A 24,810-nucleotide genomic window follows, 5' to 3' on the forward strand; every position below is an offset into this window, starting at 1 on the left:
TCGTTTTGCGGGGGCAAGCTCATAGCTTCGGCCACGATTCCGCTTCCGACGCTATTGGTATGCGCAAAGCCGATGCTGAAGTCTCCTGATCGTAGTCCACGCAATTGTTCCGAGAATGAGACTTCGGAGAGCCGGACCTCAATTTCAGGCTCTTCCTCTCGACAGCGTGTCAGGAATTCGGAAAAGCGTGGGTCGATCGCGCCATCGGATACCGCGATTCGCAGACTACCTCGATAACCGGCGGATACAGCCTTGACGTTTTCGCGAGCCTGATCCAGTGTGGTGAACACACGGCGCACGTCCTGTAGAAATACGGTGCCGGCCTGGGTCAGTCGAGTTCCACGACGGTCCCGATCAAATAACAACGTGCCTAACTCATCCTCCAATTCCCTGATTGCTCGGGAAAGTGGAGATTGGTCGATGTGGAGGCGCTCAGCGGCTCGGGTGAAGTGTAGTTCCTCAGCCAGGACGACAAAGCAGCGTAGGTGTCGCAGCTCCATGGGCTGCTCCTTTATGTTCATTTCGTTGGACTTACTCCCTTTCCCTCCGACAGGAAATGGCTTGTGGGCAAGCAAGCAACCTACAAAATGGGAGATGCTGCAAGGCGCTGTTGGTAAGTGGCGTTTTCACTTCATTCATATCTTGTTTCGGTAGGTCTGACCTGGAATCAAGGCACCATGATTACGCGACCAATGCGGCCGCGTTCCTCTGCCCGGCGATGGGCCGCTGCTGCTTCCGCAAGCGTGAAGGTCGCATCGATCGGCACTTTTAGTTCGCCTCGCAGAGCCTGCTGGAGCAGATCGTCGATTAACGCATGGACATCCGGTTCGCCCATGACCGGGCCGAGCAGGCAGCCGATCACCGTCTGCCGATGGACCAGGAGATGTCCTGCGTCGATCGGCTGGTTGCGGCCTCCGAATACGCCCACAATGACGCCGCGCCCGCCGTCCCTCACCACATGGAGACCATCGACCAGCGCCGTCCCGCCAACATTGTCGATCAACAGGTCAACCGCGTTGCCACCGAGAAGCGCGCGGATCTGCTCGCTAGCAGGCTTGTCAGCCGTGACGACGATGGCATCGGAAAGTCCATATCCGTGGAGTTCTTCGAGCGTTTCAGAGCGCGTGCCGGTGCCGATGACCCGCGCTCCCACTTTCGCCGCGAGCTGGACGGCAGCCAGCCCCACGCCGCCCGCAGCGCCCTGGATCAGTACCGTCTCGGCAGGTTTGAGAGCTCCCAGTTTCAAGGTGTACGCGGCGGTGCCCGGACCCGCTGGGATCGCCGCCGCGACCTTGATGTCGAGACCATCCGGGACCAGCCAGCTGGTCGCCGCGGGCACAGCCCGCAGTTCGGCGTGCGAGCCTTTGAAATTGAACCCCGTGACTTTCTGTCCGACCTTGAAGCCGGTCACGGCGCGTCCAACCTGCAGGATCTCGCCGGCGGCAGCATAGCCAAGGATGTCGGTCGGGCCGCTGGGTGTGGTTTCGCGGCGACCGACGAGATCACCGCCCTCGATGCTGATGGCCTCAACGCGGATGAGCAGTTCGTCGTCCGCCGCGACCGGATCCGGAACCTCGGCCAGGTGCAGGACGGAGGGGTTTCCAGGTTGTTCGTAGATGGCAGCTTTCATGTCATGTTCCTTTCATGTCGTAGGTCGCTTGCAAGCCCGATGGCATGGGCTTACTTCCAAGATCGATGCGTCGCGTCCGCGGCGCTACTTCAGCGTATGGGCATGGTGGGCGAGGTGTTCGCCAATGAAACTCGCGGTGAAGTAATGGCTGTGGTCGTAGCCTGCTTGCATCCGCAGCGTGACCGGATATGCTGCTGCCTGCGCGGCTTGCGCGGGCAATTTCGGCTTGAGCTGCTCATCGAGGAACTCGTCCGCATCGCCTTGGTCGATCAGCAACGGCAGGCGCTCCTGCGCACTGGCGATCAGCTCGACTGCGTCGTGCTGCTTCCACGCCTTGCGGTCGTCACCCAGATACGCGGAAAAGGCTTTTTCGCCCCATGGCATCTGCGAAGGCGCGACGACCGGAGAGAACGCCGAAACGCTGCGGTAGCGTCCCGGATTCTTCAATGCGATGGTCAGTGCGCCATGGCCGCCCATCGAGTGGCCGCTAATGCCACGCGCACCGTCAGCGTTGAAGTTTGCCTCGATGAGCTGCGGCAATTCCTCAACGACGCAGTCGTACATGCGGAAGTGCCGCGCCCACGGCTCGCGCGTGGCATTGACGTAGAAGCGAGCACCTTTGCCCCAGTCGTAGGCGTTGTCGTCAGCCACATCCTCGCCGCGTGGACTGGTGTCGGGAGCGACCAGAATCATGCTGCGCTCGGCAGCGTAGCGCTGCTCCCCAGCCTTGGTGATGAAATTCTGCTCGGTGCAGGTCAAGCCGGATAGCCAGTACAGCACCGGCAGCTTTTCATGCGCGGCTTGCGGCGGCAGGTATGCGCCCACATTCATCGCGCATCCCAGTGCGCGCGACTCATGCCGGTACACTTCCTGCCAACCGCCGAAGCAGGCGCGGTGTTCGATGCGCTCCATCTTCAGATGAAGGTGTACGAGCAGATTTTGTTGCCCGCCGGGTCGCGCAGGTAGGCGGCATAGGCGCCAGGCAGGTGGCCGCGCGGGCCGGGTTGGCCTTCATCGGTACCACCTGCGGCCAGGCCGGAGGCATGGAAGGCATCTACCTCGGCCGGCGTGGCCGCGGCAAAGCCTACCGTGACGCCATTGGACGAAGGCGCTCCGCCATCGCTGGGACGGGTGATGATAAAGGCCGGCTTGTCACGCCCATACAGCACCCACCCATTGCCGAACGGGCCCAGATTCCTGATGCCCAGCGCGCCCAGCGTGGCGTCGTAGAACGCGACCGATTTTTCGATGTCGATGGCGCCGAGGAACGCGTGCGAAAAAACGCCGTCGCCGGAAATGACTGGAGTTGCCATAAAAATCTCCTTCAGATTGACTGGATAACAATAAATAACCGGGGGATTCCGGGTCAGTAATGCACCACGCTGCGGATCGACTTGCCTTCATGCATCAGGTGGAAGGCTTCGTTGATCTCATCGAGGGGCATGGTGTGGGTGACGAACGGCGCGAGGTCGATTTCGCCCTTCATGGCGTCTTCGACCATGCCCGGCAGCTGCGAGCGGCCCTTGACCCCGCCGAAGGCGGTGCCAAGCCAGCGTCGGCCAGTGACCAACTGGAACGGGCGGGTGCTGATCTCCTGTCCGGCGCCAGCCACGCCGATAACGACCGACTGACCCCAGCCGCGATGGGCTGACTCCAGCGCCGCGCGCATCACGTTGACGTTGCCGATGCATTCGAAGGAGTGGTCGACGCCCCAGCCGGTCATCTCGATGATGACCTGCTGGATGGGCTTGTCGAAATCCCTGGGATTGATGCAATCGGTCGCGCCAAAGGTGCGTGCCAGCTCGAACTTGGACGGATTGGTGTCCACGGCGATGATGCGCCCGGCCTTGGCCTGGCGCGCACCCTGAATCACCGCCAGACCGATGCCGCCCAGGCCGAACACTGCGACCGAGTCGCCGGGTTGCACTTTCGCAGTGTTATGCACCGCACCGATGCCGGTGGTGACGCCGCAACCCAGCAGGCAGACGTGTTCCGGATTGGCCTGCGGATTGACTTTCGCCAGCGAAACCTCCGCGACGACGGTGTATTCGCTGAAAGTCGAGCAGCCCATGTAGTGATAGATCGGCTGGCCGTTGTAGGAAAAGCGCGTGGTGCCGTCCGGCATCACGCCCTTGCCCTGGGTGGCGCGCACGGCCACACACAGATTGGTCTTGCCCGACTTGCAGAATAGGCACTCGCCGCATTCGGCGGTGTAGAGCGGGATCACATGGTCGCCCGGCTTGACGCTGGTGACGCCTTCGCCGACCTGGACCACGATACCGGCGCCTTCATGGCCCAGCACGACAGGGAAGAGGCCCTCGGGGTCGTCGCCCGACAGGGTGAAGGCGTCGGTGTGGCAGACGCCGGTATGGGTGATCTTGACCAGAACTTCACCGGCCTTTGGTGGAGCGACGTCGATCTCGACGATTTCAAGCGGTTTGCCTGGCCCGAAGGCGACGGCAGCACGTGACTTCATGCTTTTCTCCTGTAATCGGTGGGCACTTTACGGAGGTGCGGCAGTTGCCGCTCCACCTGGGCGACCAAAGGTTTAGCGTTGCGTTAAAGGCACGTCCAGGGCATCGCCGATGGTATAGAAATGCCCGCCGGCGACATGATGCAAGCTGCGCCAGACCGGGTCGGCATGCTCGTAGCGCCAGCGGCCATCGCTGAACGCCCGCGCGTCCGCCCAGGCGCCGACCACCTCGCCGATGAACAAGTCATAGGTCTCCTGATTGCGCACTTCCGGGATGAGCCGGCACGCCAGCCAGGCCGAAGCTCCGGCCACGAAGGGTTGGTCGAAGCCGTCGAAGCGCAGGAGCTCCACGCCGCAGTTCTGGAGCTTGTCCGGATCCTGATGCAGGCTCCGGGAGCCTACCTCGTGCACCAGCCGCGCTTGCGCGACAGTTGGAATCTGGATGACGAATTCACCGCTGGCCTCAATCAGTTCGCGCGTTCGTGTGATCTTGTCCAGCACCACGGTCAGCCTGGGTGGCGAAAAATCCAACGCACAGGCCCAGGCGGCGGCCATGACGTCGTCGACTCCACTGTGGCGGGCCGACACAAGGACGGTCGGACCATGGGTGATCAGCCGGTAGGCATCGTCCAATGCGACCGACAGGACGTGTTCGGTCATGTCATTCCTCTCTTCAAATATCCACGCCCGGGTCCGGTATGCAGCCGGGCGCGTCCCGGGCGCCGCGTCCGCCAGCGCAGCTGGACGGACAGGGCTTGGGTGATCAGATATCCACCACGACCTTGCCGAAATGGCGGCCGCTCTCCTGGTAGCGGAAAGCCTCAGCAAGCTGCTCCAACGGGAAGCTGCGGTCGATCACCGGGTGGATGCCGGTCTGCTCCAGCGCCGCCACGTACTCCTGCTGCAGGCGCCGGCTGCCGACGATCAGGCCCTGCAGGCGTGCCTGCCTGGCCATCAATACGGCAGTCGGCACCTCGCCGCCTCGGCCGGTCAATACGCCGATCAGCGCGATATGACCGCCCACGCGCACCGCATGAATGGACTGTGCCAGCGTGCCCGGGCCGCCGACTTCCACGACGTGATCGACGCCGCGCCCGCCGGTGATCTCCAGCACCCGCTTGCCCCATTGCGGCGTGCGGCGGTAATTGATGAGGTGGTCGGCGCCGAGCGAGCGCAGACGTTCGAGCTTTTCATCCGACGAGGAGGTGGCAATCACGCTCGCGCCCATCGCTTTTGCGATTTGCAGCGCCGCCACCGAAACCCCGCCGCTACCCAGAACCAGCACGCTCTCGCCGGCCTTGAGCGGGCCGTCGGCCACCAGGGCGCGCCAGGCGGTCAGCCCGGCGGTGGTGATGGTCGCCGCCTCGGCGTGGCTCCAGCCGCGCGGCGCCAGGGTGAAGTCGGCGGCTGCGCGCACCGCGACTTCGGTGGCGTAGCCGTCGATGCCGTCGCCCGGCGTGCCCTGAAAGTTGCCGACCGCGGCGAACGGCAGGCCGTCGGTCCATTGCGGAAAGAAGCCGGAGACGACGTGGTCGCCGGGCTTGAACTCATTCACGCCTTCGCCCACCTCTTCGACGACGCCGGCGGCGTCGGATAGTAGTACCCGTCCGTCGGCGGCGGGGATGCCGCCGTTGGCGACCAGCAGATCGTGGAAGTTGAGCGAGCTGGCGTGCAGCTTCACACGGACCTGACCTGGACCAGGCTGGCCGGGGTCGGGGAGTTCGCGTAGTTCGAGGCAGTCCAGGCCGCCGGGGCTGCGTGTCACGATGGCTTTCATCTGGAATCTCCTGTTGCTTCGCGCGGGCCGCCTCGCCGGGAAGCGGCCCGCAACGGTTAGGCTGTTTCGCCTCAGGCGGCGGCCAGGCTCGCGCTGTCGATCACGAAGCGGTACTTCACGTCGCTCTTGAGCATGCGCTCGTAGGCGTCGTTGATCTGCTGGATGGCGATCATCTCGATCTCGGCGACGATGCCTTTCTCGGCGCAGAAGTCGAGCATCTCCTGGGTCTCGGCGATGCCGCCGATCAGCGAGCCGGCGATGCTGCGGCGCTTGAAGATGAGATTGGCGATGCTCGGCGACGGGTGCGGGTGCTCGGGTACGCCGACCAGGGTCATGGTGCCGTCGAGTTTGAGCAGGCCAGTGAAGGCGTCGAGGTCGTGGCTGGCTGCGACCGTGTTGAGGATGAAGTCGAAACTGTTGGCGTGCGCCGCCATCTCTTCAGCGTTACGCGAGACAATGACTTCGTCGGCGCCCAGTTCCAGCGCAGCGGCGCGCTTGCTCTCGCTGGTGGTGAAGGCCACGGTGTGTGCGCCCAGGGCATGTGCCAGCTTGATGCCCATGTGGCCAAGCCCGCCGATACCCACGATGCCCACTTTCTGGCCAGGACCGACCTTCCAGTGGCGCAACGGTGACCAGGTGGTGACGCCGGCGCACAACAGCGGCGCCACGGCGGCCAGTTGCGCCTCGGGGTGCGAAACCTTCAGGACGAAGTCGTCCTTAACTACGATCTGCTGCGAATAGCCGCCCAGGGTGTGGCCGGGCGCATCATGCGTCGGGCCATTGTAGGTGAAGACCTGGCCGTGCTCGCAATACTGCTCCAGGCCCGCGTCGCAGGCCGGGCAATGATGGCAACTGTCGACCAGGCAGCCGACGCCGACCGTGTCGCCGATCTTGAACTTGGTCACTGCACTGCCGATGGCCGAAACGTGGCCGACGATTTCGTGCCCGGGCACGCAGGGGTACAGCGTGTTGGCCCACTCGTTGCGGGCCTGGTGCAGGTCGGAATGGCAGACGCCGCAGTAGGCGATGTCGATCTTGACGTCGTGCGGCCCCGGCTCGCGGCGAACAATGTCGAGCGCCGCCAGCGGCGTGTCAGCGGCATGGGTGCCATAGGCTTTTACTGTCATGGTGTTTCTCCTCGTAGGCCTACCGTCGCTTAGGCGACGCTGGTGTGCAGGCGCACGTCGACGTTGCCGCGGGTGGCGTTCGAGTACGGGCAGACTTGGTGGGTGGTTTCCACCAGCTTCTGCGCGTCGGCTTCGCTCAGGCCCTGGACTTCCACATACAGGTCGATGTCCAGGCTGTAGCCGCCCTCGGCGTTCTGGCCGATGCCGACCTCGACCGAGGTCTTGGTGGCAGTAGGTGCCAGCTTCAGTTGCTTGGCCGCCACCGGCAGCGCGTTGTCGAAGCAGGCGGCGTAACCCATGGCAAACAGTTGCTCGGGGTTGACGCCAGCCTTGCCGGACCCCGGCATGGCCATATCCAGCGCGAGGCTGCCATCGTCCAGCGTGGTGCGGCCGGAACGGCCGCCGACGGCGGTGGCGCGGGTCTTGTAGAAAATCTTCATGGTATTCAGCTCCGTAGGTTTACGAAGGGCGGTGTGCTCCGCCCAGGAAAAAATCATTCGCTCAGCTGTGCCTCGACCGCTTTCTGCTTGTCGGCATAGGGCGCGCGCAGCGCCAGGCTGGAGGTCCCGTCCGGGCTCTGCATCACCACGGCCTTGGCGTGGCTGAAACGCCGGAACCCATGGATGCCGTGGTAGGCGCCGATGCCGGAAGGGCCGATACCGCCAAACGGCAGATCCTCGATAAAAGCGTGGATCAGCGTGTCGTTGATCACTGCTGCACCCGAGGTGGTGCGTTCGGTGAAGCGCTTTTGACGCGTTGCGTCGCTGCCGAAGTAGTACGCGGCCAGCGGACGCGGATGGGCATTGACGTAGTCGATGGCATGGTCAAGATCCGGGCAGTTCACCAGCGGCAGGACCGGCCCGAAGATTTCTTCCTGCATCACGCGCATCGTATCGTCGGGATCCAGTACAAGCGTCGGTGCCAGCAGGCGGGTCGCAGGATCGGCATCTGCTTCGCCGTCCGGTGCAAGACTGATGACGGTTGCTCCCTTGGCCTGGGCGTCATCGAGCAACACCTGCAGGCGCTGGAAGTGCCGATCGTTGACAACGGCGGTGTAATCGGTGTTGCTTCCCAGATCTGGATAAGTGGCCGCAACGAACGCGCGGGCGTGCTCGATGAACGCCTCGCGTGCGGACGGCGGCAGAAGCACATAATCGGGGGCGATGCAGATCTGCCCGGCGTTGAATGTCTTGGATGTGAGCACCCGCTCGGCCACTATCTTGATGTCGGCGTCCACGTCGACGAGCACGGGCGATTTGCCGCCAAGTTCCAGCGTTACCGGTACAAGGTTCTCGGACGCGGCGCGCATCACAAGACGCCCCACTGCCGTGCTGCCCGTGTAAATGAGATGGTCGAACGGTTGCGCGGTGAAGGCGGCGCCGACTTCGGCGTCTCCGAGCACGACGCCGAATTCGAGCGCATCGAAATAGCGCGGAATCTGCTCGGCCAGCAGATCGGAGGTGCGGGGCGTCAGTTCGGACGGCTTGAGCAGCGCGCGGTTGCCGGCGGCGAACACGCCTGCGAGTGGCCCGAACGAGAGGTTGATCGGGAAGTTCCAGGGGCTGATGATGCCTACTACACCGAGTGGCTGGTATTCCACGCGTGCCTGCACGCCCGGCATACCGGCGTCTTGCGCTTCGGGTCGCATCCAATGTTCGAGTTGCTCGCGCGCGTGGCGCATGCTCTTGATGGGCGCAAGCACATCGGTGGCCAGTGTCTGATAGGGGCTGCGGTGGCCATAATCGGCGCGAATGGCCGATTCCAGCTGCGCGCGGTTATCGGACAACAGGCGTTCGGCGCGAGCGAGCCGATCCCGCCGCTGTTCGGCGTCCGCCGGGCCATCGCTCAGGTGCGCCTGCTTCATCGCCGCGACGACGCCAGGCAGGCGCGTGATCAGATCGGATGTACTCATGAGGGTTTCCTAAGTTCGGTTAACGTTGAACGTCGCCCGTGGACGCGAAACGGCGGCCGGCGGTACCGTGCCGCCGGCCCGCTTGCATCAGAACGGCGCGTCGATGTCGACCACGTCGATCAGCTTGTGGTTGACGAACTCCTTGAGGCCCAGGCCGAGCAACTCTCGGCCGTAGCCAGAGCGGCGTACGCCGCCGAACGGCAGGTCGGCCTTGGCCATGGTCGGGTGGTTGACGAACACCATGCCGGTGGAGATGCGCTTGGCGACTTCGGCGCCATGTTTGGCGTCGGCGGTGAACACCGAGCCGCCCAGGCCGAACGGCGAGTCGTTGGCGATGGCGATCGCTTCTTCCTCGTCGTGGGCGCGGTAGACCAGCGATACCGGCCCGAAGAATTCCCAGTAGTAGGCCGGGTTGTCCGGAGTCAGGCCGGTGAGGATCGTCGGCTGCACGAAGGCACCTTGCGCCGGCACCTTGGGCCCCACCTCGGTCGCGGTCGCGCCGTGGGCGACGGCCTGGCGGATCTGTTCCTTGACGTCGTCGGCGGCCTTCTGCGAGGACAGCGGCGCCAGGGTGGTAGCGGGGTCGAACGGATCGCCCGCCTTGAGCCCGGCCACGCCCTCGGTGTAGCGGCGCAGGAACTCATCGTAGATGGCCTCGACCAGGATGATGCGCTTGGAGGACACGCAGACCTGGCCGGCGTTCCAGTGGCGGCCGAACACCGCCCACTTCACGGTCTTGTCCAGCTCGGCGTCGGCCAGCACCACGAAGGCGTCGGCGCCACCGAGTTCCAGCGTGGACTTCTTCAGCGCCTTGCCAGCCTGGGCGGCGACCACCGCGCCTGCGCCTTCCGAGCCGGTCAGCGCCACGCCGTGCACGCGCGGGTCGTTGAGGATGATCTCGATGTGGTGCCGCGCCGCATAGAGGTTCTTGAAGGCGCCCGCGGGCAGGCCTGCTTCGAGCATCAGCTTCTCGAAGGCATCCGCGCTCTGCGGCACGTTGGAGGCGTGCTTGAGCAGCAGCGTGTTGCCCGCGGCCAGTTGCGGGGCCAGGATGCGGGCGATCTGGTAGTAGGGGAAATTCCACGGCTCGATCGCCAGGATCACACCCAGCGGCTCGTGTACCAGCAACGCGTCGCCCTCGGCGGGATCGGCCACGGTCAGTTTCTCCGGTGCCAGCAGGGCCTCGGCGTTCTTCACGTAATACTCGAAGATGCGCGCGGAAAGTTCGACCTCGGCCAGTGCCTCGGCGGTGATCTTGCCCATCTCCAGGGTCAGCAGTTTCGCGTAGTCGCCAGCCTTGGCGCGCAGCAGGTCTGCGGCACGCTGCAGGATGGCACCGCGCTCGGTGAACGAGCGCTCGCGCCAGGACAGGAAGGCTTCGTGCGCAGCGGCGATGGCCTGTTCCACCTCGGCGTCGGTGGCGTCCGGGAAGGTCTTCAGGGTCTCGCCGGTGTAGGGGTTGATGGTGGCGTATGCCATGTTCGATGATTCCTTGTGACAGTGGATGGAGGAAGGCGTCACGGCCTGCAGAGCCGGAGCGCGGACGAGGAATTCAGCGCAGGGTGAAGCCGAGCGCGTTCAGGGCTTCGCGCAGGCGATGGCGGCCCATCAGCGCGCCGGGGCTGCCGATGCGTTGCACCGACACTTGCGACCAGGGCCGGTCGTCACGCTGCTGCTCCTGCTGGAAGCGGCGCATCAGCGGGTCGTAGTGCGCCACCGCGGCGGCCTCGCCGGCAGCGTCGTAGCGTTCGTGATGCAGCACCGCCGGCTGTGCCAGGCGCGGCTTGACTTCGGCCGGGCGGGCCGGATCGGGATGGCCCACGCACATGCCGAACACCACGAAACTGTCCTGCGGCAGCCCCAGTTCAGCGGCGACCTGCTCTGGATGGTTGCGCATGCCGCCGATGTAGACGATACCCAGCCCCAGGGCTTCGAAGGCGTTCGCCGCGTTCTGCGCGGCTAACGCGGTGTCGACCGCTCCGACGGTGTAGCTCTCCAGGTAATCGATACCGTCGGTCGCGGCACCCTGCGCGGCACCGAGTCGGCGCAGCCGCGACCAGTCGGCGACCCAGGCCAGAAACAGCGGTGCCTCGGCCACGTGGCGCTGACCGCCGGCCAACGCGGCCAGGCGGGCGCGCCGCGCGGGGTCGCGCACGGCGATCACGCTCCATGGCTGCAGGTTGGACGAACTGGAGGCTGATTGCGCGGCAGCGATGGCGAGTTGAAGTGCCTCGTCGTCGACCGGTTGATCGGTGTAGGCGCGCACTGATCGGTGCTCCAGCAGCGCGGCCAGCGCGGCGGGAACAGGGGGCAGCGGCAGGGCGGCGGCCTCGCCATAGCGGGCCTGCCATGCGGAGGCTGGGTCGATCTGATGGGAAGTCATTCCAGAATCCTGTGCGTGTTAGGGGACTCAGGCCGCAGGTGTCGCGCCGATGCCGTCAAGCAACAGCACGCGGTAGTCCGCGCCCTTGAACCGGTGCACCCGTGCTGCCTGGTAAGCGGGGCTGTGATACCAGGCGCGTGCGGCCTGCATGTCGGAAAAGCGCAGGATCACGCCGCCCTCGATCGCCGGTCCCTCCAGCACCTCGAAATCGCCATAGAACGCCAGCGGCGTCAGATCGTGTCCTTCGCGCGCGGCTGGAGCCTGCCTCGCATAGATGTCAAGTTCGGTGGCGTCGAGGGTGCGTTCGCGCAGGAAAACCACGTAAGCGGACATGTTCAATCTCCTCACAGAAGGGCGAGCAGCGCCTTGGCGGCGTCGGCGGACGAGGCAGGGTTCTGGCCGGTGACCAGAAGGCCGTCGGTCAGCACGTGGGACTGCCAGTCGCCGCCCTTGCTGTAATGACCGCCATTGGCCTTGAGCACGTCCTCGACCAGAAACGGCACCACATCGGTCAGGCCAACCGCAGCCTCCTCGCTGTTGCTGAAACCGGTCACCTGCTTGCCGGCGACCAGCGGCTTGCCGTCGGCATCCTTGACGTGGCGCAGCACGCCAGGTGCGTGGCAGACCGTTCCGACCGGCTTGTTCGCCTTGACCGCCGCTTCGATCAGACCGATCGAGACCGGGTCTTCAGCCAGGTCCCATAGCGGGCCGTGGCCGCCGGGATAGAACACTGCATCGAAGTCGCCGATGGCGACCTCGGCCAGCTTGCGGGTGTTGGCCAGGGCCTTGACCGCGTCAGCGTCGGCCAGGAAGCGACGGGTCGCCTCGGTCTGGGCGTCGGGTTCGTCGCTCTTGGGGTCGAGCGGCGGCTGGCCGCCCTTGGGCGAGGCCAGGGTCAGCTTCGCGCCGGCATCGAGGAAGGCATAGTAGGGGGCAGCCAGTTCCTCCAGCCAGAAGCCGGTTTTCCTGCCAGTGTTGCCGAGTTGGTCGTGCGAAGTGAGGATGACGAGAATATTGGCCATAGCGGCTCTCCTTTGGAGGTTCGAAGTGAAAGACTCAGGGGGTGCCGACTCGTACCACGACCTTGCCGAAGTGCCTGCCGGCGAGCAGGTCGATCAGCGCCTGGGGCGCATGTTCCAGGCCCTCGACGAAGTCTTCGCGGACCGAGACCTTGCCCTCGGCGACCCATGCGCCCATGTCGCGCTGAAACGCCGCGAAACCGTCGGCGTAGTGGTCGCCGATGATGAAACCCTGCAGCAGCAGGCGCTTGCGCAGAACCAGCCCCAGCATCATCGGCATGCGGTCCGGGCCAGGTGGCAGGTCGGTGTCGTTGTAGTGGGCGATCAGCCCGCACACCGGCACGCGGGCGCCGACGTTCAGTCGCGGCAGCACGGTGTCGAGCACCGTGCCGCCGACGTTCTCGTAGTAGACGTCGATACCCTGCGGCGTCGCGGTAGCCAGTTGTTCGGCAAAGTCGGGCGCGCGGTGGTCGAGGCAGACATCGAAGCCGAACGCTTCGCGCGCGTAGCGGCATTTTTCCGGCCCGCCGGCGATGCCGATGGCGCGCGCGCCCTTTAGCCGGGCAAGCTGCCCAACTACCGAGCCGACCGCGCCGATGGCGGAGGCGACGACCACAGTCTCGCCCGGCTGCGGCCGGCCGATGTTCAGCAGGCCGTGGTAGGCGGTGAAGCCGGGCATGCCGAGCACGCTCAGCGCCAGCGAAGGATTCGTGGTCCGGGAATCGAGCACGACCAGTCCACGACCGTCGGAAAGCGTATGGCTCTGCCAACCCGTGTCGCCGACGACCAGGTCGCCAACCTTGAATGCCGGGTCGTGCGAAACCTCCACCCGGCTCACCGCGCCGCCGGTCATCACCTCGCCTAGCGCTACGGGTGGAGCATAGGACGGAGCATCGCTCATTCGCCCCCGCATATACGGGTCGAGCGAGAGGTACAGCGTGCGCAGCAGGAGCTGGCCCTTGCCTGGCTCAGGCAGCGATTCCTGTTCCAGCCGGAAGTCGTCTGGCGTCGGCTCACCCGAGGGGCGTGAGGCAAGTACGATGCGGGTTTGCAGGATCGCAGTGGTCATCGCTGACTCCTGAAAAGGACGGCCGAAACGGACTCATGTGCGTGCGTGGAAGCAAAGTTTGTCATCTGATTGAATTAGACCGGTCGTATGCAGTTTGGGCAAAAAAACAAAAGCTACGAGGACTTTTTTCTGTCTGTCAGGCGCAGCGTCGAAGATGAGAAGACAGGCCTAGCAGGCCCTGCGTAGCAGCCAGCGCGGCCTCCATGGGTACACGGTCGCGCGTGAGCTTGGCGCGCAGGCTCGCGCCCAGCCACAACTGGTACAACGTGTTCGCCGTTGTACTGGCATCCAGCTCAACCGGAAGCGAGCCGTCGCTGGCGCCATCCTCGATGGCGCTGGCCAAACGCGCGATCACTCGCGTGGTGCCCTGTTCAAGAACTAAACGCATCGCCTCGGAGAGGTCGCTGACCTCCGCAGCCAGCTTGACCGCCAGACACTTGCCCTTCGGGTCACAGGCTGCCTGGGTCTCCAGCCAGTACTCGAAATAGGCGATCAGTCGCTGTGCTGCGGAAAGATCAGGACGACTCAGCAGATTATCGAGCGAAGCCAGGTAATCGGCGAAGTAATCCTCCAGCAGCGCTTCGCCAAAGGCCTCCTTGGAGCCGAAGTAATGGTAGAAGGAACCCTTCGGCACGCCGGAAGCCTGGAGAACCTCGTTCAGGCCCACGGCGCTGAAGCCCTTTCCCGCGATAATGATCCGGGCGGTATCGAGGATATGTTGGCGGACGTCGTTCGTGGCATTAGTCATGGTTTGTATCTTACCCTGAAACTAGACCGGTCGTCTACAATCATCGGGCAAGTTGATGATGACAGTTAAAAGCTATTAATAGAGCGCTTGCTGCGCAATGCCAGGGACGCTTCCCGGACAGCAGCAGCCGCTTCTCAAGAGGAAGATTCGCGCTCAACGGCTTATCTGCTTGGTATGCGTGTCTGCTTCTCTCGCCGGCAGCGTACAAACGCGGGCGGCAGCTGGCTGTGCCAGCAAACCGTGATGGTTTCTGGTTACCGCTACAGTTACCGCCACCCGAGTTCCCATTTATCCGGGTTCTGTATTTCGGGAATTCCGAAAATGATCAGCCGGAAAAAGTGGGGAAATCCGTGTACCCGTTGGCGCCGCCGCCGTAATAGACGCTGCTGTCAGCAGCCGCCAATGGCTGGTTGCCGCGCAGTCGCTCGACAAGGTCAGGATTGCCGATGAACGGCCGGCCAAACGAAACCGCAGTGGCACGACCGCGTTGAAGATAGCTGCGGGCCTTATCGGCTGTGAAGCCGCCATTCGAGATGTAGGCACCTTTCCAAAGTGCATGGAGCCGGTCAAAGACGGCGTGCTGGCTTTGATCCGCGGGACGACCCGAATCCATCTGGATGTTGGCGAACGGAAACTCCTCGACCATGTGAAGGTAGGCGAGGCCGAGCGGATTGAGCAGCTCGATTACGGTGCTGAATGTCGTTTCCGGATTGCTGTCCCCCATGTCTCCGTAGGTGCCAAAAGGCGACAGGCGAATACCTACATTGCCAGCGTCCCAGGCCTCGCTAACCGCCGTTGCGACTTCCACGGCAAAGCGCGCCCGATTCTCTGCCGAACCACCGTACTCGTCTGTGCGCTGGTTGGTGCGGTCACGGATGAACTGGTCGATCAGGTAACCGTTTGCGCCATGAATTTCGATGCCGTCGAAACCAGCAAGACGCGCGTTCGCGGCACTCCTGGCGAAGTCCGCCACTGTTTCGCGGATGCCCGCGTGGTCAAGCGCTGTCGGCACTGCGCAAGGCTTTGGACCTTCAGGCGTAAACGCAATGGAATCCGCCTGAATGGCGGACGGCGCGACAGGCGAGGCATGTCCCGGCAGGAGGTCAGGGTGGCTGCTGCGGCCGACATGCCACAACTGGAGGACAATTTTGCCCCCGGCGGCATGCACAGCATCTGTCACCTTCGCCCAGGCGCGTACCTGATCGTCATTGTAGATCCCGGGTGTCGCAACATAGCCTTTGGCCATGAGGCTGACCTGGGTTGCCTCTGTGATCACGAGACCTGCGCTCGCGCGTTGGGAATAGTAGTCGGCGGCGAAGGGAGATGGGACGTCTGTGGCGTCGTCTGCGCGGCTGCGTGTCAGTGGTGCCATGACGATGCGGTTGGCGATCTCGATGCGGCCAAGCCGCGTAGGACTGAAAAGCAGGTCTTGAGTCATGTGTATGTCCTCGATTGGTACATGGGGTGAGTGGCGGGCTGCTTTTGCCGGGAAATCATGCAGCTACAATTCTTAATTTCGGAAATTAACGAAATTATGGGCTAAATAAAGGGGGCAACCAATCATTACAGATCTTTTCCAATGCGTCGGGCCAACTGAGCGATGGCCTTTTCGTTACGGCGGTAATACGTCCACTGACCCACGCGACTCGTTTCGACCAGACCGGCACGCTGGAGAATCGACAGATGCGTGGAGACTGTTGAGGGCGACATCTCGACCTTTTGCTGAATATGCGTGACACACACACCTTCGGCCCAGCCATTCGGGGCATGGGTTGGCGGAAAGTTATATTCAGGCTGCTTGAGCCACTCCAGAATCTGGAGCCGCACTTCGCTGGAAAGCGCCTTGAACTGCTCTACCAGTTCGATCATGGGCATTCGAGATTTCGCATAATGACGAAATTATAAGCGACGATGCCATCGTTGGCAAGCTATGGTGCATGCCGCTGTCTGTCATCCTGATTGGGCGAGTCGGCCACGTTTCTCCGCGCAGGCCCTGAGTTTGTCCAGCAATGGCGAGTGCCTATGACTTGCGATGTCCCGGTTACCGACATAAGTTACCAGACGGTAATTTATGCTACAGTAGCCCGCATCAGGCGCCGCCACACATGAGGGTCGCTTCGACCAGTTCGTATGCGCTCAAAGCTGGTTTGGAATAGCCAGTTCGACAGGCATCGTGTGGATCGCTATCCCACTTTAATGGTCCCCGTCTGCGGGGTTGGAGTCTATCAATGATCGTTGTCCATCATCTCAACGAGTCCCGATCGCAACGTGTTCTCTGGCTTCTGGAAGAGCTCGGTCGAGAATACGAAATCCAGTTCTACACGCGTGATTCGTCAACTCGGTTTGCGCCTCCAGAACTGGCCGCCATCCATCCGCTAGGAAAGTCGCCTGTGATCGTGGATGGGGACACCGTCATTCACGAGTCTGGAGCCATCATCGACTATCTGGTTCGGAAATACGGCAGTTTCCTCCAGCCGGATCCGGACAGTCCTGATTATGAAAGATACGTGCAGTGGCTGCACTATGCTGAGGGTTCCGCGATGCTTCCGCTGTTGCTGAAGCTCTATGTCGATCGCATCGGTGATGCAGGCGCACCATTGCACCCGCGAATAACAAGTGAGCTGACCAATCACTTGGGCTACGTTGAGTCTTCCCTCGAAGGCCGGCGTTACCTTCTGGGGGAGCAATTCAGTGCTGCTGATGTCCAGATGAGCTTTGTCGGAGAGCTTGCCGGTGTGTATGGGTTACGGCACGATCGACCCAATCTCGACGGATGGATCAATCGACTCCACGGACGCCCCGCCTATCGGGCCGCAATCCGTCGCGGCGGCCAGTACAGCCTTTCAAGGTAGATCACTCCCCTCGTCGGCCATCGCCTTATGGTCGCCGGTTCGCGCGGCCGGTTGAGTTTCTGTTCGGTAAGTGCGTATCTGGGGTGAGATCAGGTCGCACCAACTTCGCCCGCAGACTGGCCTTTGCGTGCCTCCTGTACCGGTGACCCCTTCAGCTCGCACGTGTTCCTGATCTTTTCCGCTTTGAGATGGCCCCTCCGCGATCTGGTAGCGCAGCCTGCCCTTGGTTGTCACCTTCTTGCGCTTCTTCCGCACGGAGTACCCACTGCATACTGGCTTAGTGCGTACCACTGCTATAGCGCAGCGTCGTCTGCAGTGGGCCGGCCCCCGCAAAAAACGGACACTGGTAACGCTTAAATTATGAGGTAGTCTTACGACTATGTTTAAGCCACTGGAACAGCCCCTTGAATCTGCGGACATAGTCTCTACCGTAAAATAGCGGGTAGCTGTTTCAATATTGATTGTTGTCGTCCTAACGGCTTTGGTTGTCGTACGTCGCAAACGAAAGAATCCGCATTGAAGGGATGCTGTAACGCGTTGCCAATGATGCTCGGCTAGTTGGCGAGGGCACGGTCCTTGTGCATGTGCGAAATTCGATAGACTTATTTTGGAGCTGAATATGGCAGTGGCAGGCTCGCACTTGCAAAACGAAATGTTTCTGAATCTGATCGTTTTGGGAGGAAATACGGAGGAAAAACTGCGTGCAGCAAAGAATGCTGGCTTTGACGCCGTCGAAATTTGGAACGAAGACGTGGATTCCTACTTTGGCGGCGCGACGGCCGTTCGCACATTAGCAAATAATCTGGAGATTGGATTTACGGACTGCATGGTTTTAAGAGACTTTGCCGGTGCACCCAAGTCTTTGCGTGAGGAAAAACGGTCTGCAGCTCTCGCAATGCTGGAGCGCGCTGTTGCTCTTGGAACAGATGCAATCCAGTCCCCTGCAACGACGTTAGATGACTGCGATCCATCTACGGTTGATAGTGATCTTCGCTGGCTGTGCGACGAGGCTTCACGCTACGGTATTCGCGTATGTTACGAGCCAATGGCTTGGAGTGTTCTGGATCATACCTTGCCCGCAGCATGGGAACGAATTCAACGGATTGGCGCTGAGAATCTCGGAATCGTTGTCGACATGTTTCACATCTGCTCTCGTGGATGAACCGTTGCAGATATGGATGGCATAGACGTTGCGAAGATTTATCAGGTGCAGCTATCAGATCTTGAGTTCGAAGTGTCGCCTAGCGATATGCCACGCCTAATTGAGAGCGCGCGGCACTATCGAGTATTCCCAGGACAGGGTAAATTCTCAATGCAGCCCTTTTTGTCCAAGCTAAAGAGAGCCGGCTATCAGGGCCCTGTTGGGGTCGAGGTGTTCAGTGATGCTCTTAAGAAGGAGGACCCCTTGAGTGTCGCAATGCAAGCAAAGAAGTCGCTCTATAAGGTTTGGTTTGACACTGATATCTAGGGGATTCTAGACCAGCAAGAATTTTTCAAAAGTCGATCGCCCGCTTAGTGCGGGACTTCTGTATGGCGAGCGTAATTCGAAGGGTTTTGGTCGTATCAGCTGCATAAATTATTGGTGCCTCATCTTTTCGAATCACCGCCGAAAACCGAAAAGTGGCGCACTTGCTCCGCATAGGAATTATCTTCTGGCATGCGCAACCAGCAGCCGCACTCGGGGTGTTGAGATGGCAGCTACGTGCTGCCATTTAAATTTTCGGTCAAGTCCCGGCTTGCCAACCACCGCCGAGTGACTTGTAAAGGGCGACAAGCGCGAGGGAAACGTCCTCCGCGCCTGATATGGCCGCGTCACGGTTTGTCAACAAAGCTTGTCTTGCGGCCAGTACCTGCTGCAGGTCAACGAGGCCAACAGAGTATCTGCGTTGCGCGTCGTCGAAGGACTGCTGGCTCTGGGTCACGGTTTGATCCAGCTGGTTGAGCCGACGTTGCGTGGCAGCATAATCCGTCAATCCGTCGTCGACCTCATGCCATGCCCGCAGCACAGTCTGCTGGTATTGAATGGCGGCCTGCTGCTGCTGGGCCTGCCGCAACGTTAGCACGCTGTGCAGCCGTCCGCCTTCGAAGATCGGCAGGCTGATGGCTGGTCCAATCGCGAAGGTTCGGCTGCCCCAGGTTCCCAGGTCCGAAAGCTGAAGTGCCTGCGAGCCCATGTCACCCGACAGGGTGATACGGGGATAGAAGTCGCCGACAGCCACGCCGACATTGGCTGTTGCAGCGTGAAGGGTAGCTTCTGCCTGCCGGATGTCCGGGCGTTGCTCAACCAGTTGGGAGGGCAGGCCGACGGGCACCTGCGGAGGAACGGGTGGAAGCGGGGCAGGTGCATCCAGTTCCTTTTCGAGCGCGCGTGGCGGTGCCCCTAGCAGAAAGCTCAGCGCATTGACGAGATGGGCCTGCTGTTGCTGCAGGGGCGGCAGCCGCGCTTCGATCTGGGCGGCATTCAGCGCCGCATCGGCCACTTCGACCTGCGTTGCCGCACCATGCGTGAAGCGGACGCGAGCCAGATCGAGGCGATGACGCGCTACTTCACTGGCCTGGTCGAGCAGGGCCTGCCTGGCCTGTACCGCCCGCAACTGAATATAGTTCCGGGCGGTCTCTGCGCACACGGAAAGCAGGACGCCACGACGCGCATCGGCTGATGCTTCGATGGTCGCGTCAGCCGATTCAACTTCACGCCGTACTCGTCCCCACAGGTCCAGCTCCCACGAGGCATCGAAACCCGCTTGCCATACGTTGTAATCGTGTTCACCGTGCTCGCCCGAAGGATCGACCAGTCCTGTGGAACTGGCTCGCGCGTGCCGGTAGGCCGCATCCGCTTCCACATGGGGTTCTGCGTCTGCTGTGATGGCCTGGCGCTCGGCGCGACTTTGCCTGAGCCGGCTGCTTGCCACCCGGACATCCAGATTGGCAGTCGTCACCCGGTCAACCAGCGACGTGAGCTCCGCGTCGCCAAATACCTTCCACCAGTCTGGATCAATCGTGGCTGGAACGGGCTGGCTCGGCGTGCCTGCAGTGTCAGCCACCGGCTTCCACTGCGCTGGCATGGCGTTGGCAGGCCGATGAAAATCGGGGCCCACCGTACAGGAAGTCAGCATGGTGCTGAGTGGTACCATCAGCAACATCACCGCCCGAGCACTGCATCTTGCACAACGAATCACGTTAGCCTGCCTTATGCCATGAATTCGGGAAACCGGCGTCTTACGCGCCGGTCGCCGCAAACGCTTCGCCCGCAAGCTGGATCGCGGCCAGGGCTGCGGGCACACCGGCAGGGATGCCGATCTGGATGATCGTATCGATCACTTCCTGGCGCGAGACGCCAGCGCGCAACGCCGAGGCGATCCGCAGCTTCAGGATGGGTGCGGCTGTCGCGCCCAGTGCGGCACATACCGCCACCATGATGATCTCCCGGGTACGCAGGTCGAGCGAACTCTGGCCATAGACATCCGCAAACTCCCACTCCATGACAAACCGGCCAATCGCTGGAGCTAGGTCTTTCAGCCCGTCCAGGAATGCGCCCGAAGGCAGCCCCGTGATCTGCTCAAAGGCAGCCTGGCCGGCCAGGAAGCGCTGGTCATCGTTCGATGGTGTTCCAGTGATGTTGCTCATGATGTATTCCTTCAGATGGACAAAAGTTCGGGTGAGGGATGAGGACGGGTGACTGACTGGTGGCAAATGGTCGCTGGATGGTCCCATTATTTACCGGTTGGTAATTATGCTGCTCGACGCGCATGGCCGTCAAGGCTTATTTACCGGATGGCAATCTATGGATTTTTACATTGTGCTGGGTACGTTTCTCTTGTTTACCGGCTGGTGATCTGTCGCTATGCTGGGGGAATGGTTAAATCGATTCAATCCGCAAGCAAGCGCGTTCCCGTGGCGACGCGCGACGTATCCGGGACGCCAGCGCGTCCCAGGCGCCGGCGCATGTTGCCGGAGGACCGAGAGAAAGAGATCATTGAAGAATCGGTCCGCTTTTTCGCAGAGGTCGGTTTCGAAGGGACACTGCGCGAACTGGCCCTGCGCCTAGGCATTACCCACCAGAATCTGTTCCGCTATTTCCCGACCAAGGAAGCCCTGATCGACCGGGTGTACCAGGAGGTTTATCTGAGCCGCTGGCAGCCGGAGTGGGAAGCGATGCTCAGGCAGCCTGGTAAGTCTCTGGAGGCGCGGCTGATCGACTTCTACAAGGCTTACCTGCACGCGATCTTTCGCTACGATTGGGTGAGGATCTTCGTGTTTGCAGGACTCAAGGGCGTTGGCATCAGCCAGCGCTATCTTGCCCTGATCCAGACGCGGCTGATCGAGCCGCTTGCCATTGAATTGCGCAGCCTGTCCGGCGACACACCGACGCGCAAGGCTTTGTCGGCGGATGAGCTCGAGGTGGCGTGGGGCCTGCACGGCGAGCTGTTCTATCTCGCTGTGCGCCGGTGGGTTTATGACATGCCGGTTCCGGACGATCTGGACAGGGTGATCGAGACCGCCATTGCCCGTTTCCTGCATGGCGCACCGGCCGCCATGCAGGCCGTGGCGCGCGATCGCGCTAGTGCAAAGCCGCTACGCCAGCGCGGGCGATAGTTTCGTCCTGTTCGCCGGAGCCACCGCTCACGCCGATGGCCCCGACGATCATGCCATCGCGAAGCAGTGGCATGCCCCCGGCGTAGACCGCGACACGGCCACCATGGGAACTGTGAATGCCGAAGAACGGCCCGCCGGGCTGGCTGTACCCGGCCAGTTCGGCGGTGCTCATGTCGAAGGCTCGAGCCGTAAATGCCTTGTCGATTGCTATCTGGATTGCGCCAATGCGTGCACCATCCATACGGATGTGCGCGACAAGATGGCCTCCCGCGTCGACCACCGCGATGTTCACCGCGAGGTCGATCCGCTCGGCTTCGGCCTGCGCCGCTGCGAGAACCTGACGGGCGTCATTCAGATTGATCATGAGCGGAACTCCTTTGCTGGGTATTGGAAACTATTGTCGACGGATGCTCTCCGGCGTGCGTAAGCCCAGGCGCCGGATTTCCTCCGCGATGGGCATTTGTGCCCGGGTGCCCGGACCCGTAAAACCTCATGCACACTGCCAGCACTGCGCCGGACAGCATTGCCACGGCAAGCGCAGCCAGTGTGTCGGCATGTGCAAGGATCTGTGCCTGGAGCCGCACGTTGCCAGCCAGCAGCTGTAGAGCCTGCGCCGTTGCCTGATCGCTGCCGGTTGCTCGTGCGCTGACCGCTGTCATGAGGGCATCCAGGCGGGCGGACACGGCTGCGGCGGACGTGCTCACGTGGTCCATGATGACGTTGGACCTGGCCTGCTCGCGCACCCGGTCGAGGGTGCTGATCCACGCGAGTCCAATCGTGCCGCCGAGACTGCGCATCACGTTGAACACCAGGGCCGCATGTAGTCCTTCGCGTGGCAGCAGATCACCGACAAACAGGTACAGCAGTGGCAACAGGATCAGGGGGAGACCCAGTCCCTGAAGGATCTGTCCGATGCGCAGATCACCAGCGATCCAAACGCTATCGATGTTCAGGCTGTCATGGAGGACGCCGGCCGCGACCAGCACGAACCCCAACGCCAGCAACCGGCGGGGGCCACCCAGCCATTTTCTGTCCAGACACAGTATTGCGCCGGCATAACTGATCACCTGCGGCCACGCGGCGTCCCACAGCACCGGCCCCAGCTCGACCGGACGATAGTCATGGGCCTGCATGAGATATTGGGGGATCACATAACCGCAGCCTGTTGCGGCGAGCCCGAAGGGCACGACGCCCCAGGCGCCCAGCATGATGTTTCGCCTTGACAGAAGTTTGACGTTGAGTAGCCGGTCCCGCCGCAGGCTTGCCGCGTGAGAGGCAAAGCCGCATACGGCGACTGTACCGGCAACGAGCAGCACACGAATGGGTGTCGAATGCAGCCAGTCAAGCCGGTTGCCCTGATCGAACCCGCAGGCGAGCATGCCCAGCCCCCCGACGAAAAGCAGCAGTCCGAAGCGGTCGGTATGAAGCAGGGGCCGCAGGCGCACGGTTTCACGTGGCAGGCCGTAAGCGCCCGCAATCCACGCGAGCATGCCAGGAAGCAGGTTGGCGAGAAACAGAGACTGCCATCCCCAGTTGTCCAGCAGCCAGCCCGTGATTCCGGCCGCCACCTGCGGGGCGAGTGTCGAGGCCGAGGTGTAGAGGGCCAGCGCGAGCGCACGATGTCGAGGCGGCAGGGTGCGCAGCAACGCGACGATGGCCATCGGCAACAGCGCGCCACCGGCTAGTCCCTGGGCGGCGCGCGTGACGAGAACGACGGCATATGGAGGACTGAGCGCGAGTAGCCCCGAAGCTGCCGTGAAGAGGCATGTCGCTCCCAGCAGTACCCGCCGTAGGGATAACGCGGTGGCCAGCCAGCATCCGGTTACCACGCCGCCGACATCGCCGGCCGCATAGGCCGTTGAGAGCCACGAGCCGTCGTCGACGCCGAGGCCCAGGCCGCCACGCACGTCAGCAAATCCGAGCACCGCGTAGCGGGCACCGAGCATGGTCATCCAGGCCGCAGCGATTGCGGCCACGCAGGCGGCAAGCCGGTGGTGGTCCCATGGCGGCAGGCGGCGGGACGGTCGCGACCATCCTGCGACAGGCCTTTCGGGGGGCGGCCCGTCCGTACCCGAGCCTGCGGCGGCAGACATGCGTTCGCTCACAGCCTCCCCCGTAGCCAACCGGACAGCCCGCTCACGAGGCCGCTAGGCCGCGACCCGCCTGGCGTTTCAACTGACGCGATGACCGACATGCCCGGCAACAGGGAAGCCTGCGAGTTCTGGTCGGGGTCGAGCATAATCTTCACCGGAAAGCGCTGCACGACCTTGGTGAAGTTGCCCGTCGCGTTGTCTGGTGGCAGCAGGGCGAACTGGGCGCCACTGGCCGGCTGGAGACTGTCCACTGTCCCCTTGAATACGAGACCCGGCAGGCTGTCGACCCGGATGGAGACGTGCTGTCCGGGATGGATGTGTGTCAGCTGGCCCTCCCTGAAATTGGCGACCACCCACACGTGCGGCAAAGGCACCACGTCAACGATCAAGGTGCCGGCGCGGACGTATACGCCGGGGCGGACGTGACGTTCGCCGACGACGCCATCGACTGGCGCCGTGATGCGCGTCCAGCCAAGATCGATCTTTCTTGAATTCAATATCGACCGCGTTGCCTGGACAGTGGCTCTCGCCTCGTCGATGCTCGCGTTGCCCGTCTGCACCTGCTGCTGGGCAGCCATCCACTCGGCGTGGCGTTGTGCAAGGTTGGCGCTCAGGCGTCGGACCTCCGCGTCGATGACGTCGACCTGCTGACGTGATGCTGAACCGCTCGGGAGCATGGCGTGATAGCGGGTGCGGTCAGCAGCCGCGCGGTCCAGGTCCGCCTGTGTCGCCTGCATGGCTGCCGCGGCCGCCGCCACCTGACTTTGCTGATACCGGTTCTGGCTGATGGCCTCGGCCAGGGCGGCGTCGGCGCGTTCAGCGCTCGCCTGTGCTTCGACCACCCGTTCCCGGTAGTCCACATCCTGTACCAGCGCCAGTACGTCGCCGGCATGCACGCGCTGGTTGTCATGGACCGGCACGTCGGCGAGATACCCCTCGACGCGCGCGGCTACCGGTGTCACATCGGCCCGCACGTAGGCATCGTCAGTACTCTGCACGTCGTGCCCGGACAAAGCCGGATACGACGCTGCCATTACAGCAGCCAGAAGTACGGCAGACACCAGAATGATGCGCTTCACGGTTCGCGCCCGAGTCGTTCCGTGAGGCCGTCCGAACAGTAATGCCCATCTT

General features: G+C 62.6%; 26 protein-coding genes. 3 read left to right on the top strand and 23 right to left on the bottom strand.

The genetic code is table 11. The features are described 5' to 3' along the window. The 18 genes from B2246_RS01405 to B2246_RS01490 all read right to left on the bottom strand — a co-directional run. Positions 1-500 (bottom strand): LysR family transcriptional regulator (locus B2246_RS01405; RefSeq protein ID WP_286881757.1); only part of this gene is annotated, 500 nt, incomplete at its 3' end. A gap of 167 nt (positions 501-667) precedes the next feature. Continuing rightward, the gene (locus B2246_RS01410; protein ID WP_150981817.1) at positions 668-1,630 is read right to left on the bottom strand and encodes a quinone oxidoreductase family protein; all 963 of its coding nucleotides are present in this window, start codon (positions 1,628-1,630) and stop codon (positions 668-670) included. A gap of 84 nt (positions 1,631-1,714) precedes the next feature. Further along, positions 1,715-2,542: an S-formylglutathione hydrolase gene (gene fghA, locus B2246_RS01415; RefSeq protein ID WP_150981816.1), complete on the bottom strand. Its 828-nt coding sequence runs from the start codon at positions 2,540-2,542 to the stop codon at positions 1,715-1,717. Positions 2,543-2,544: 2 nt separating this feature from the next. Further along, positions 2,545-2,943, bottom strand: a complete 399-nt coding sequence (locus tag B2246_RS01420; RefSeq protein WP_150981815.1) for a VOC family protein — start codon at positions 2,941-2,943, stop codon at positions 2,545-2,547. Positions 2,944-2,996: 53 nt separating this feature from the next. Then, positions 2,997-4,106 carry an S-(hydroxymethyl)glutathione dehydrogenase/class III alcohol dehydrogenase gene (locus B2246_RS01425; RefSeq protein WP_058131072.1) on the bottom strand — a complete coding sequence of 370 codons (1,110 nt, stop codon included), beginning with the start codon at positions 4,104-4,106 and terminating at the stop codon, positions 2,997-2,999. 72 nt (positions 4,107-4,178) lie between these two features. Next, positions 4,179-4,763 carry a flavin reductase family protein gene (locus B2246_RS01430; RefSeq protein WP_023112350.1) on the bottom strand — a complete coding sequence of 195 codons (585 nt, stop codon included), beginning with the start codon at positions 4,761-4,763 and terminating at the stop codon, positions 4,179-4,181. Positions 4,764-4,866: 103 nt separating this feature from the next. Beyond that, positions 4,867-5,880, bottom strand: a complete 1,014-nt coding sequence (locus B2246_RS01435) for a zinc-dependent alcohol dehydrogenase family protein (protein ID WP_023007052.1) — start codon at positions 5,878-5,880, stop codon at positions 4,867-4,869. A 71-nt stretch (positions 5,881-5,951) separates the two neighbouring features. Continuing rightward, positions 5,952-7,007: an NAD(P)-dependent alcohol dehydrogenase gene (locus tag B2246_RS01440; RefSeq protein WP_023102505.1), complete on the bottom strand. Its 1,056-nt coding sequence runs from the start codon at positions 7,005-7,007 to the stop codon at positions 5,952-5,954. Positions 7,008-7,036: 29 nt separating this feature from the next. Next, complete coding sequence (locus tag B2246_RS01445; RefSeq protein WP_023007050.1) at positions 7,037-7,447, bottom strand: organic hydroperoxide resistance protein; 411 nt, start codon at positions 7,445-7,447, stop codon at positions 7,037-7,039. Between the two features lie 53 nt (positions 7,448-7,500). After that, positions 7,501-8,919: a coniferyl aldehyde dehydrogenase gene (locus B2246_RS01450; RefSeq protein WP_023007049.1), complete on the bottom strand. Its 1,419-nt coding sequence runs from the start codon at positions 8,917-8,919 to the stop codon at positions 7,501-7,503. Positions 8,920-9,006: 87 nt separating this feature from the next. After that, the gene (locus B2246_RS01455) at positions 9,007-10,398 is read right to left on the bottom strand and encodes an NAD-dependent succinate-semialdehyde dehydrogenase (RefSeq protein WP_058131069.1); all 1,392 of its coding nucleotides are present in this window, start codon (positions 10,396-10,398) and stop codon (positions 9,007-9,009) included. A gap of 73 nt (positions 10,399-10,471) precedes the next feature. After that, positions 10,472-11,302, bottom strand: a complete 831-nt coding sequence (locus tag B2246_RS01460) for a nitroreductase family protein (protein ID WP_034030325.1) — start codon at positions 11,300-11,302, stop codon at positions 10,472-10,474. Positions 11,303-11,329: 27 nt separating this feature from the next. Beyond that, the gene (locus tag B2246_RS01465; protein ID WP_023007046.1) at positions 11,330-11,635 is read right to left on the bottom strand and encodes a DUF1330 domain-containing protein; all 306 of its coding nucleotides are present in this window, start codon (positions 11,633-11,635) and stop codon (positions 11,330-11,332) included. 11 nt (positions 11,636-11,646) lie between these two features. After that, a complete protein-coding gene (locus tag B2246_RS01470; protein WP_034030322.1) occupies positions 11,647-12,324 on the bottom strand; it encodes a type 1 glutamine amidotransferase domain-containing protein in 678 nt (225 codons plus the stop codon). Positions 12,325-12,358: 34 nt separating this feature from the next. Next, positions 12,359-13,390, bottom strand: coding sequence for an NADP-dependent oxidoreductase (locus B2246_RS01475; RefSeq protein WP_023007044.1), 1,032 nt, complete (start codon positions 13,388-13,390; stop codon positions 12,359-12,361). Between the two features lie 136 nt (positions 13,391-13,526). Then, the gene (locus B2246_RS01480; protein WP_150981814.1) at positions 13,527-14,138 is read right to left on the bottom strand and encodes a TetR/AcrR family transcriptional regulator; all 612 of its coding nucleotides are present in this window, start codon (positions 14,136-14,138) and stop codon (positions 13,527-13,529) included. A gap of 325 nt (positions 14,139-14,463) precedes the next feature. Beyond that, positions 14,464-15,576 (bottom strand): alkene reductase, encoded by a 1,113-nt coding sequence (locus tag B2246_RS01485; RefSeq protein WP_175994343.1) that lies wholly within the window; start codon positions 15,574-15,576, stop codon positions 14,464-14,466. A 125-nt stretch (positions 15,577-15,701) separates the two neighbouring features. After that, positions 15,702-16,004 (bottom strand): ArsR/SmtB family transcription factor, encoded by a 303-nt coding sequence (locus B2246_RS01490; protein WP_208449515.1) that lies wholly within the window; start codon positions 16,002-16,004, stop codon positions 15,702-15,704. 362 nt (positions 16,005-16,366) lie between these two features. Between B2246_RS01490 and B2246_RS01495 the strand changes: the two genes are divergently transcribed. Next, a complete protein-coding gene (locus B2246_RS01495) occupies positions 16,367-16,990 on the top strand; it encodes a glutathione S-transferase family protein (protein WP_150981811.1) in 624 nt (207 codons plus the stop codon). Positions 16,991-17,609: 619 nt separating this feature from the next. Further along, positions 17,610-18,152 carry a sugar phosphate isomerase/epimerase family protein gene (locus tag B2246_RS29130; RefSeq protein WP_208457155.1) on the top strand — a complete coding sequence of 181 codons (543 nt, stop codon included), beginning with the start codon at positions 17,610-17,612 and terminating at the stop codon, positions 18,150-18,152. A gap of 562 nt (positions 18,153-18,714) precedes the next feature. On the opposite strand, the gene B2246_RS01505 is transcribed toward B2246_RS29130, so the two are convergent. Beyond that, a complete protein-coding gene (locus tag B2246_RS01505; RefSeq protein ID WP_286881755.1) occupies positions 18,715-20,124 on the bottom strand; it encodes an efflux transporter outer membrane subunit in 1,410 nt (469 codons plus the stop codon). Positions 20,125-20,209: 85 nt separating this feature from the next. Continuing rightward, positions 20,210-20,617, bottom strand: a complete 408-nt coding sequence (locus B2246_RS01510) for a carboxymuconolactone decarboxylase family protein (RefSeq protein WP_150982020.1) — start codon at positions 20,615-20,617, stop codon at positions 20,210-20,212. A gap of 318 nt (positions 20,618-20,935) precedes the next feature. Between B2246_RS01510 and B2246_RS01515 the strand changes: the two genes are divergently transcribed. Further along, on the top strand, positions 20,936-21,586 hold the full coding sequence (locus tag B2246_RS01515; protein WP_150982021.1) for a TetR/AcrR family transcriptional regulator: 651 nt from the start codon (positions 20,936-20,938) through the stop codon (positions 21,584-21,586). On the opposite strand, the gene B2246_RS01520 is transcribed toward B2246_RS01515, so the two are convergent. From B2246_RS01520 to B2246_RS01530, 3 genes are all read right to left on the bottom strand, one after another. Then, positions 21,552-21,950: a GlcG/HbpS family heme-binding protein gene (locus B2246_RS01520; protein WP_150982022.1), complete on the bottom strand. Its 399-nt coding sequence runs from the start codon at positions 21,948-21,950 to the stop codon at positions 21,552-21,554. The two genes, B2246_RS01515 and B2246_RS01520, sit on opposite strands and share 35 nt — an antisense overlap. Further along, a complete protein-coding gene (locus B2246_RS01525; RefSeq protein WP_170292632.1) occupies positions 21,934-23,538 on the bottom strand; it encodes an MFS transporter in 1,605 nt (534 codons plus the stop codon). The genes B2246_RS01520 and B2246_RS01525 overlap by 17 nt, the downstream gene beginning before the upstream one ends. 149 nt (positions 23,539-23,687) lie before the next feature. After that, positions 23,688-24,758: an HlyD family secretion protein gene (locus B2246_RS01530; protein ID WP_170292633.1), complete on the bottom strand. Its 1,071-nt coding sequence runs from the start codon at positions 24,756-24,758 to the stop codon at positions 23,688-23,690. Positions 24,759-24,810: the final 52 nt, after the last annotated feature.

The sequence above is a fragment of the Cupriavidus sp. UBA2010 genome (assembly GCF_002335265.1).
GTDB classification, from domain to species: domain Bacteria; phylum Pseudomonadota; class Gammaproteobacteria; order Burkholderiales; family Burkholderiaceae; genus Cupriavidus; species Cupriavidus metallidurans.

Bases quoted from the DNA above. Each gene is read 5' to 3' on its own strand.
- B2246_RS29130 (WP_208457155.1), top strand. From the start codon at position 17,610: ATGGCAGTGGCAGGCTCGCACTTGCAAAACGAAATGTTTCTGAATCTG.
- B2246_RS01510 (WP_150982020.1), bottom strand. From the start codon at position 20,617: ATGAGCAACATCACTGGAACACCATCGAACGATGACCAGCGCTTCCTG.
- B2246_RS01470 (WP_034030322.1), bottom strand. From the start codon at position 12,324: ATGGCCAATATTCTCGTCATCCTCACTTCGCACGACCAACTCGGCAAC.
- B2246_RS01430 (WP_023112350.1), bottom strand. From the start codon at position 4,763: ATGACCGAACACGTCCTGTCGGTCGCATTGGACGATGCCTACCGGCTG.
- B2246_RS01485 (WP_175994343.1), bottom strand. From the start codon at position 15,576: ATGACTCAAGACCTGCTTTTCAGTCCTACGCGGCTTGGCCGCATCGAG.
- B2246_RS01440 (WP_023102505.1), bottom strand. From the start codon at position 7,007: ATGACAGTAAAAGCCTATGGCACCCATGCCGCTGACACGCCGCTGGCG.
- B2246_RS01420 (WP_150981815.1), bottom strand. From the start codon at position 2,943: ATGGCAACTCCAGTCATTTCCGGCGACGGCGTTTTTTCGCACGCGTTC.
- B2246_RS01525 (WP_170292632.1), bottom strand. From the start codon at position 23,538: ATGACCATGCTCGGTGCCCGCTACGCGGTGCTCGGATTTGCTGACGTG.
- B2246_RS01460 (WP_034030325.1), bottom strand. From the start codon at position 11,302: ATGACTTCCCATCAGATCGACCCAGCCTCCGCATGGCAGGCCCGCTAT.
- B2246_RS01465 (WP_023007046.1), bottom strand. From the start codon at position 11,635: ATGTCCGCTTACGTGGTTTTCCTGCGCGAACGCACCCTCGACGCCACC.
- B2246_RS01425 (WP_058131072.1), bottom strand. From the start codon at position 4,106: ATGAAGTCACGTGCTGCCGTCGCCTTCGGGCCAGGCAAACCGCTTGAA.
- B2246_RS01475 (WP_023007044.1), bottom strand. From the start codon at position 13,390: ATGACCACTGCGATCCTGCAAACCCGCATCGTACTTGCCTCACGCCCC.
- B2246_RS01445 (WP_023007050.1), bottom strand. From the start codon at position 7,447: ATGAAGATTTTCTACAAGACCCGCGCCACCGCCGTCGGCGGCCGTTCC.
- B2246_RS01520 (WP_150982022.1), bottom strand. From the start codon at position 21,950: ATGATCAATCTGAATGACGCCCGTCAGGTTCTCGCAGCGGCGCAGGCC.
- B2246_RS01450 (WP_023007049.1), bottom strand. From the start codon at position 8,919: ATGAGTACATCCGATCTGATCACGCGCCTGCCTGGCGTCGTCGCGGCG.
- B2246_RS01495 (WP_150981811.1), top strand. From the start codon at position 16,367: ATGATCGTTGTCCATCATCTCAACGAGTCCCGATCGCAACGTGTTCTC.
- B2246_RS01515 (WP_150982021.1), top strand. From the start codon at position 20,936: ATGTTGCCGGAGGACCGAGAGAAAGAGATCATTGAAGAATCGGTCCGC.
- fghA (WP_150981816.1), bottom strand. From the start codon at position 2,542: ATGGAGCGCATCGAACACCGCGCCTGCTTCGGCGGTTGGCAGGAAGTG.
- B2246_RS01435 (WP_023007052.1), bottom strand. From the start codon at position 5,880: ATGAAAGCCATCGTGACACGCAGCCCCGGCGGCCTGGACTGCCTCGAA.
- B2246_RS01505 (WP_286881755.1), bottom strand. From the start codon at position 20,124: ATGGTACCACTCAGCACCATGCTGACTTCCTGTACGGTGGGCCCCGAT.
- B2246_RS01410 (WP_150981817.1), bottom strand. From the start codon at position 1,630: ATGAAAGCTGCCATCTACGAACAACCTGGAAACCCCTCCGTCCTGCAC.
- B2246_RS01455 (WP_058131069.1), bottom strand. From the start codon at position 10,398: ATGGCATACGCCACCATCAACCCCTACACCGGCGAGACCCTGAAGACC.
- B2246_RS01480 (WP_150981814.1), bottom strand. From the start codon at position 14,138: ATGACTAATGCCACGAACGACGTCCGCCAACATATCCTCGATACCGCC.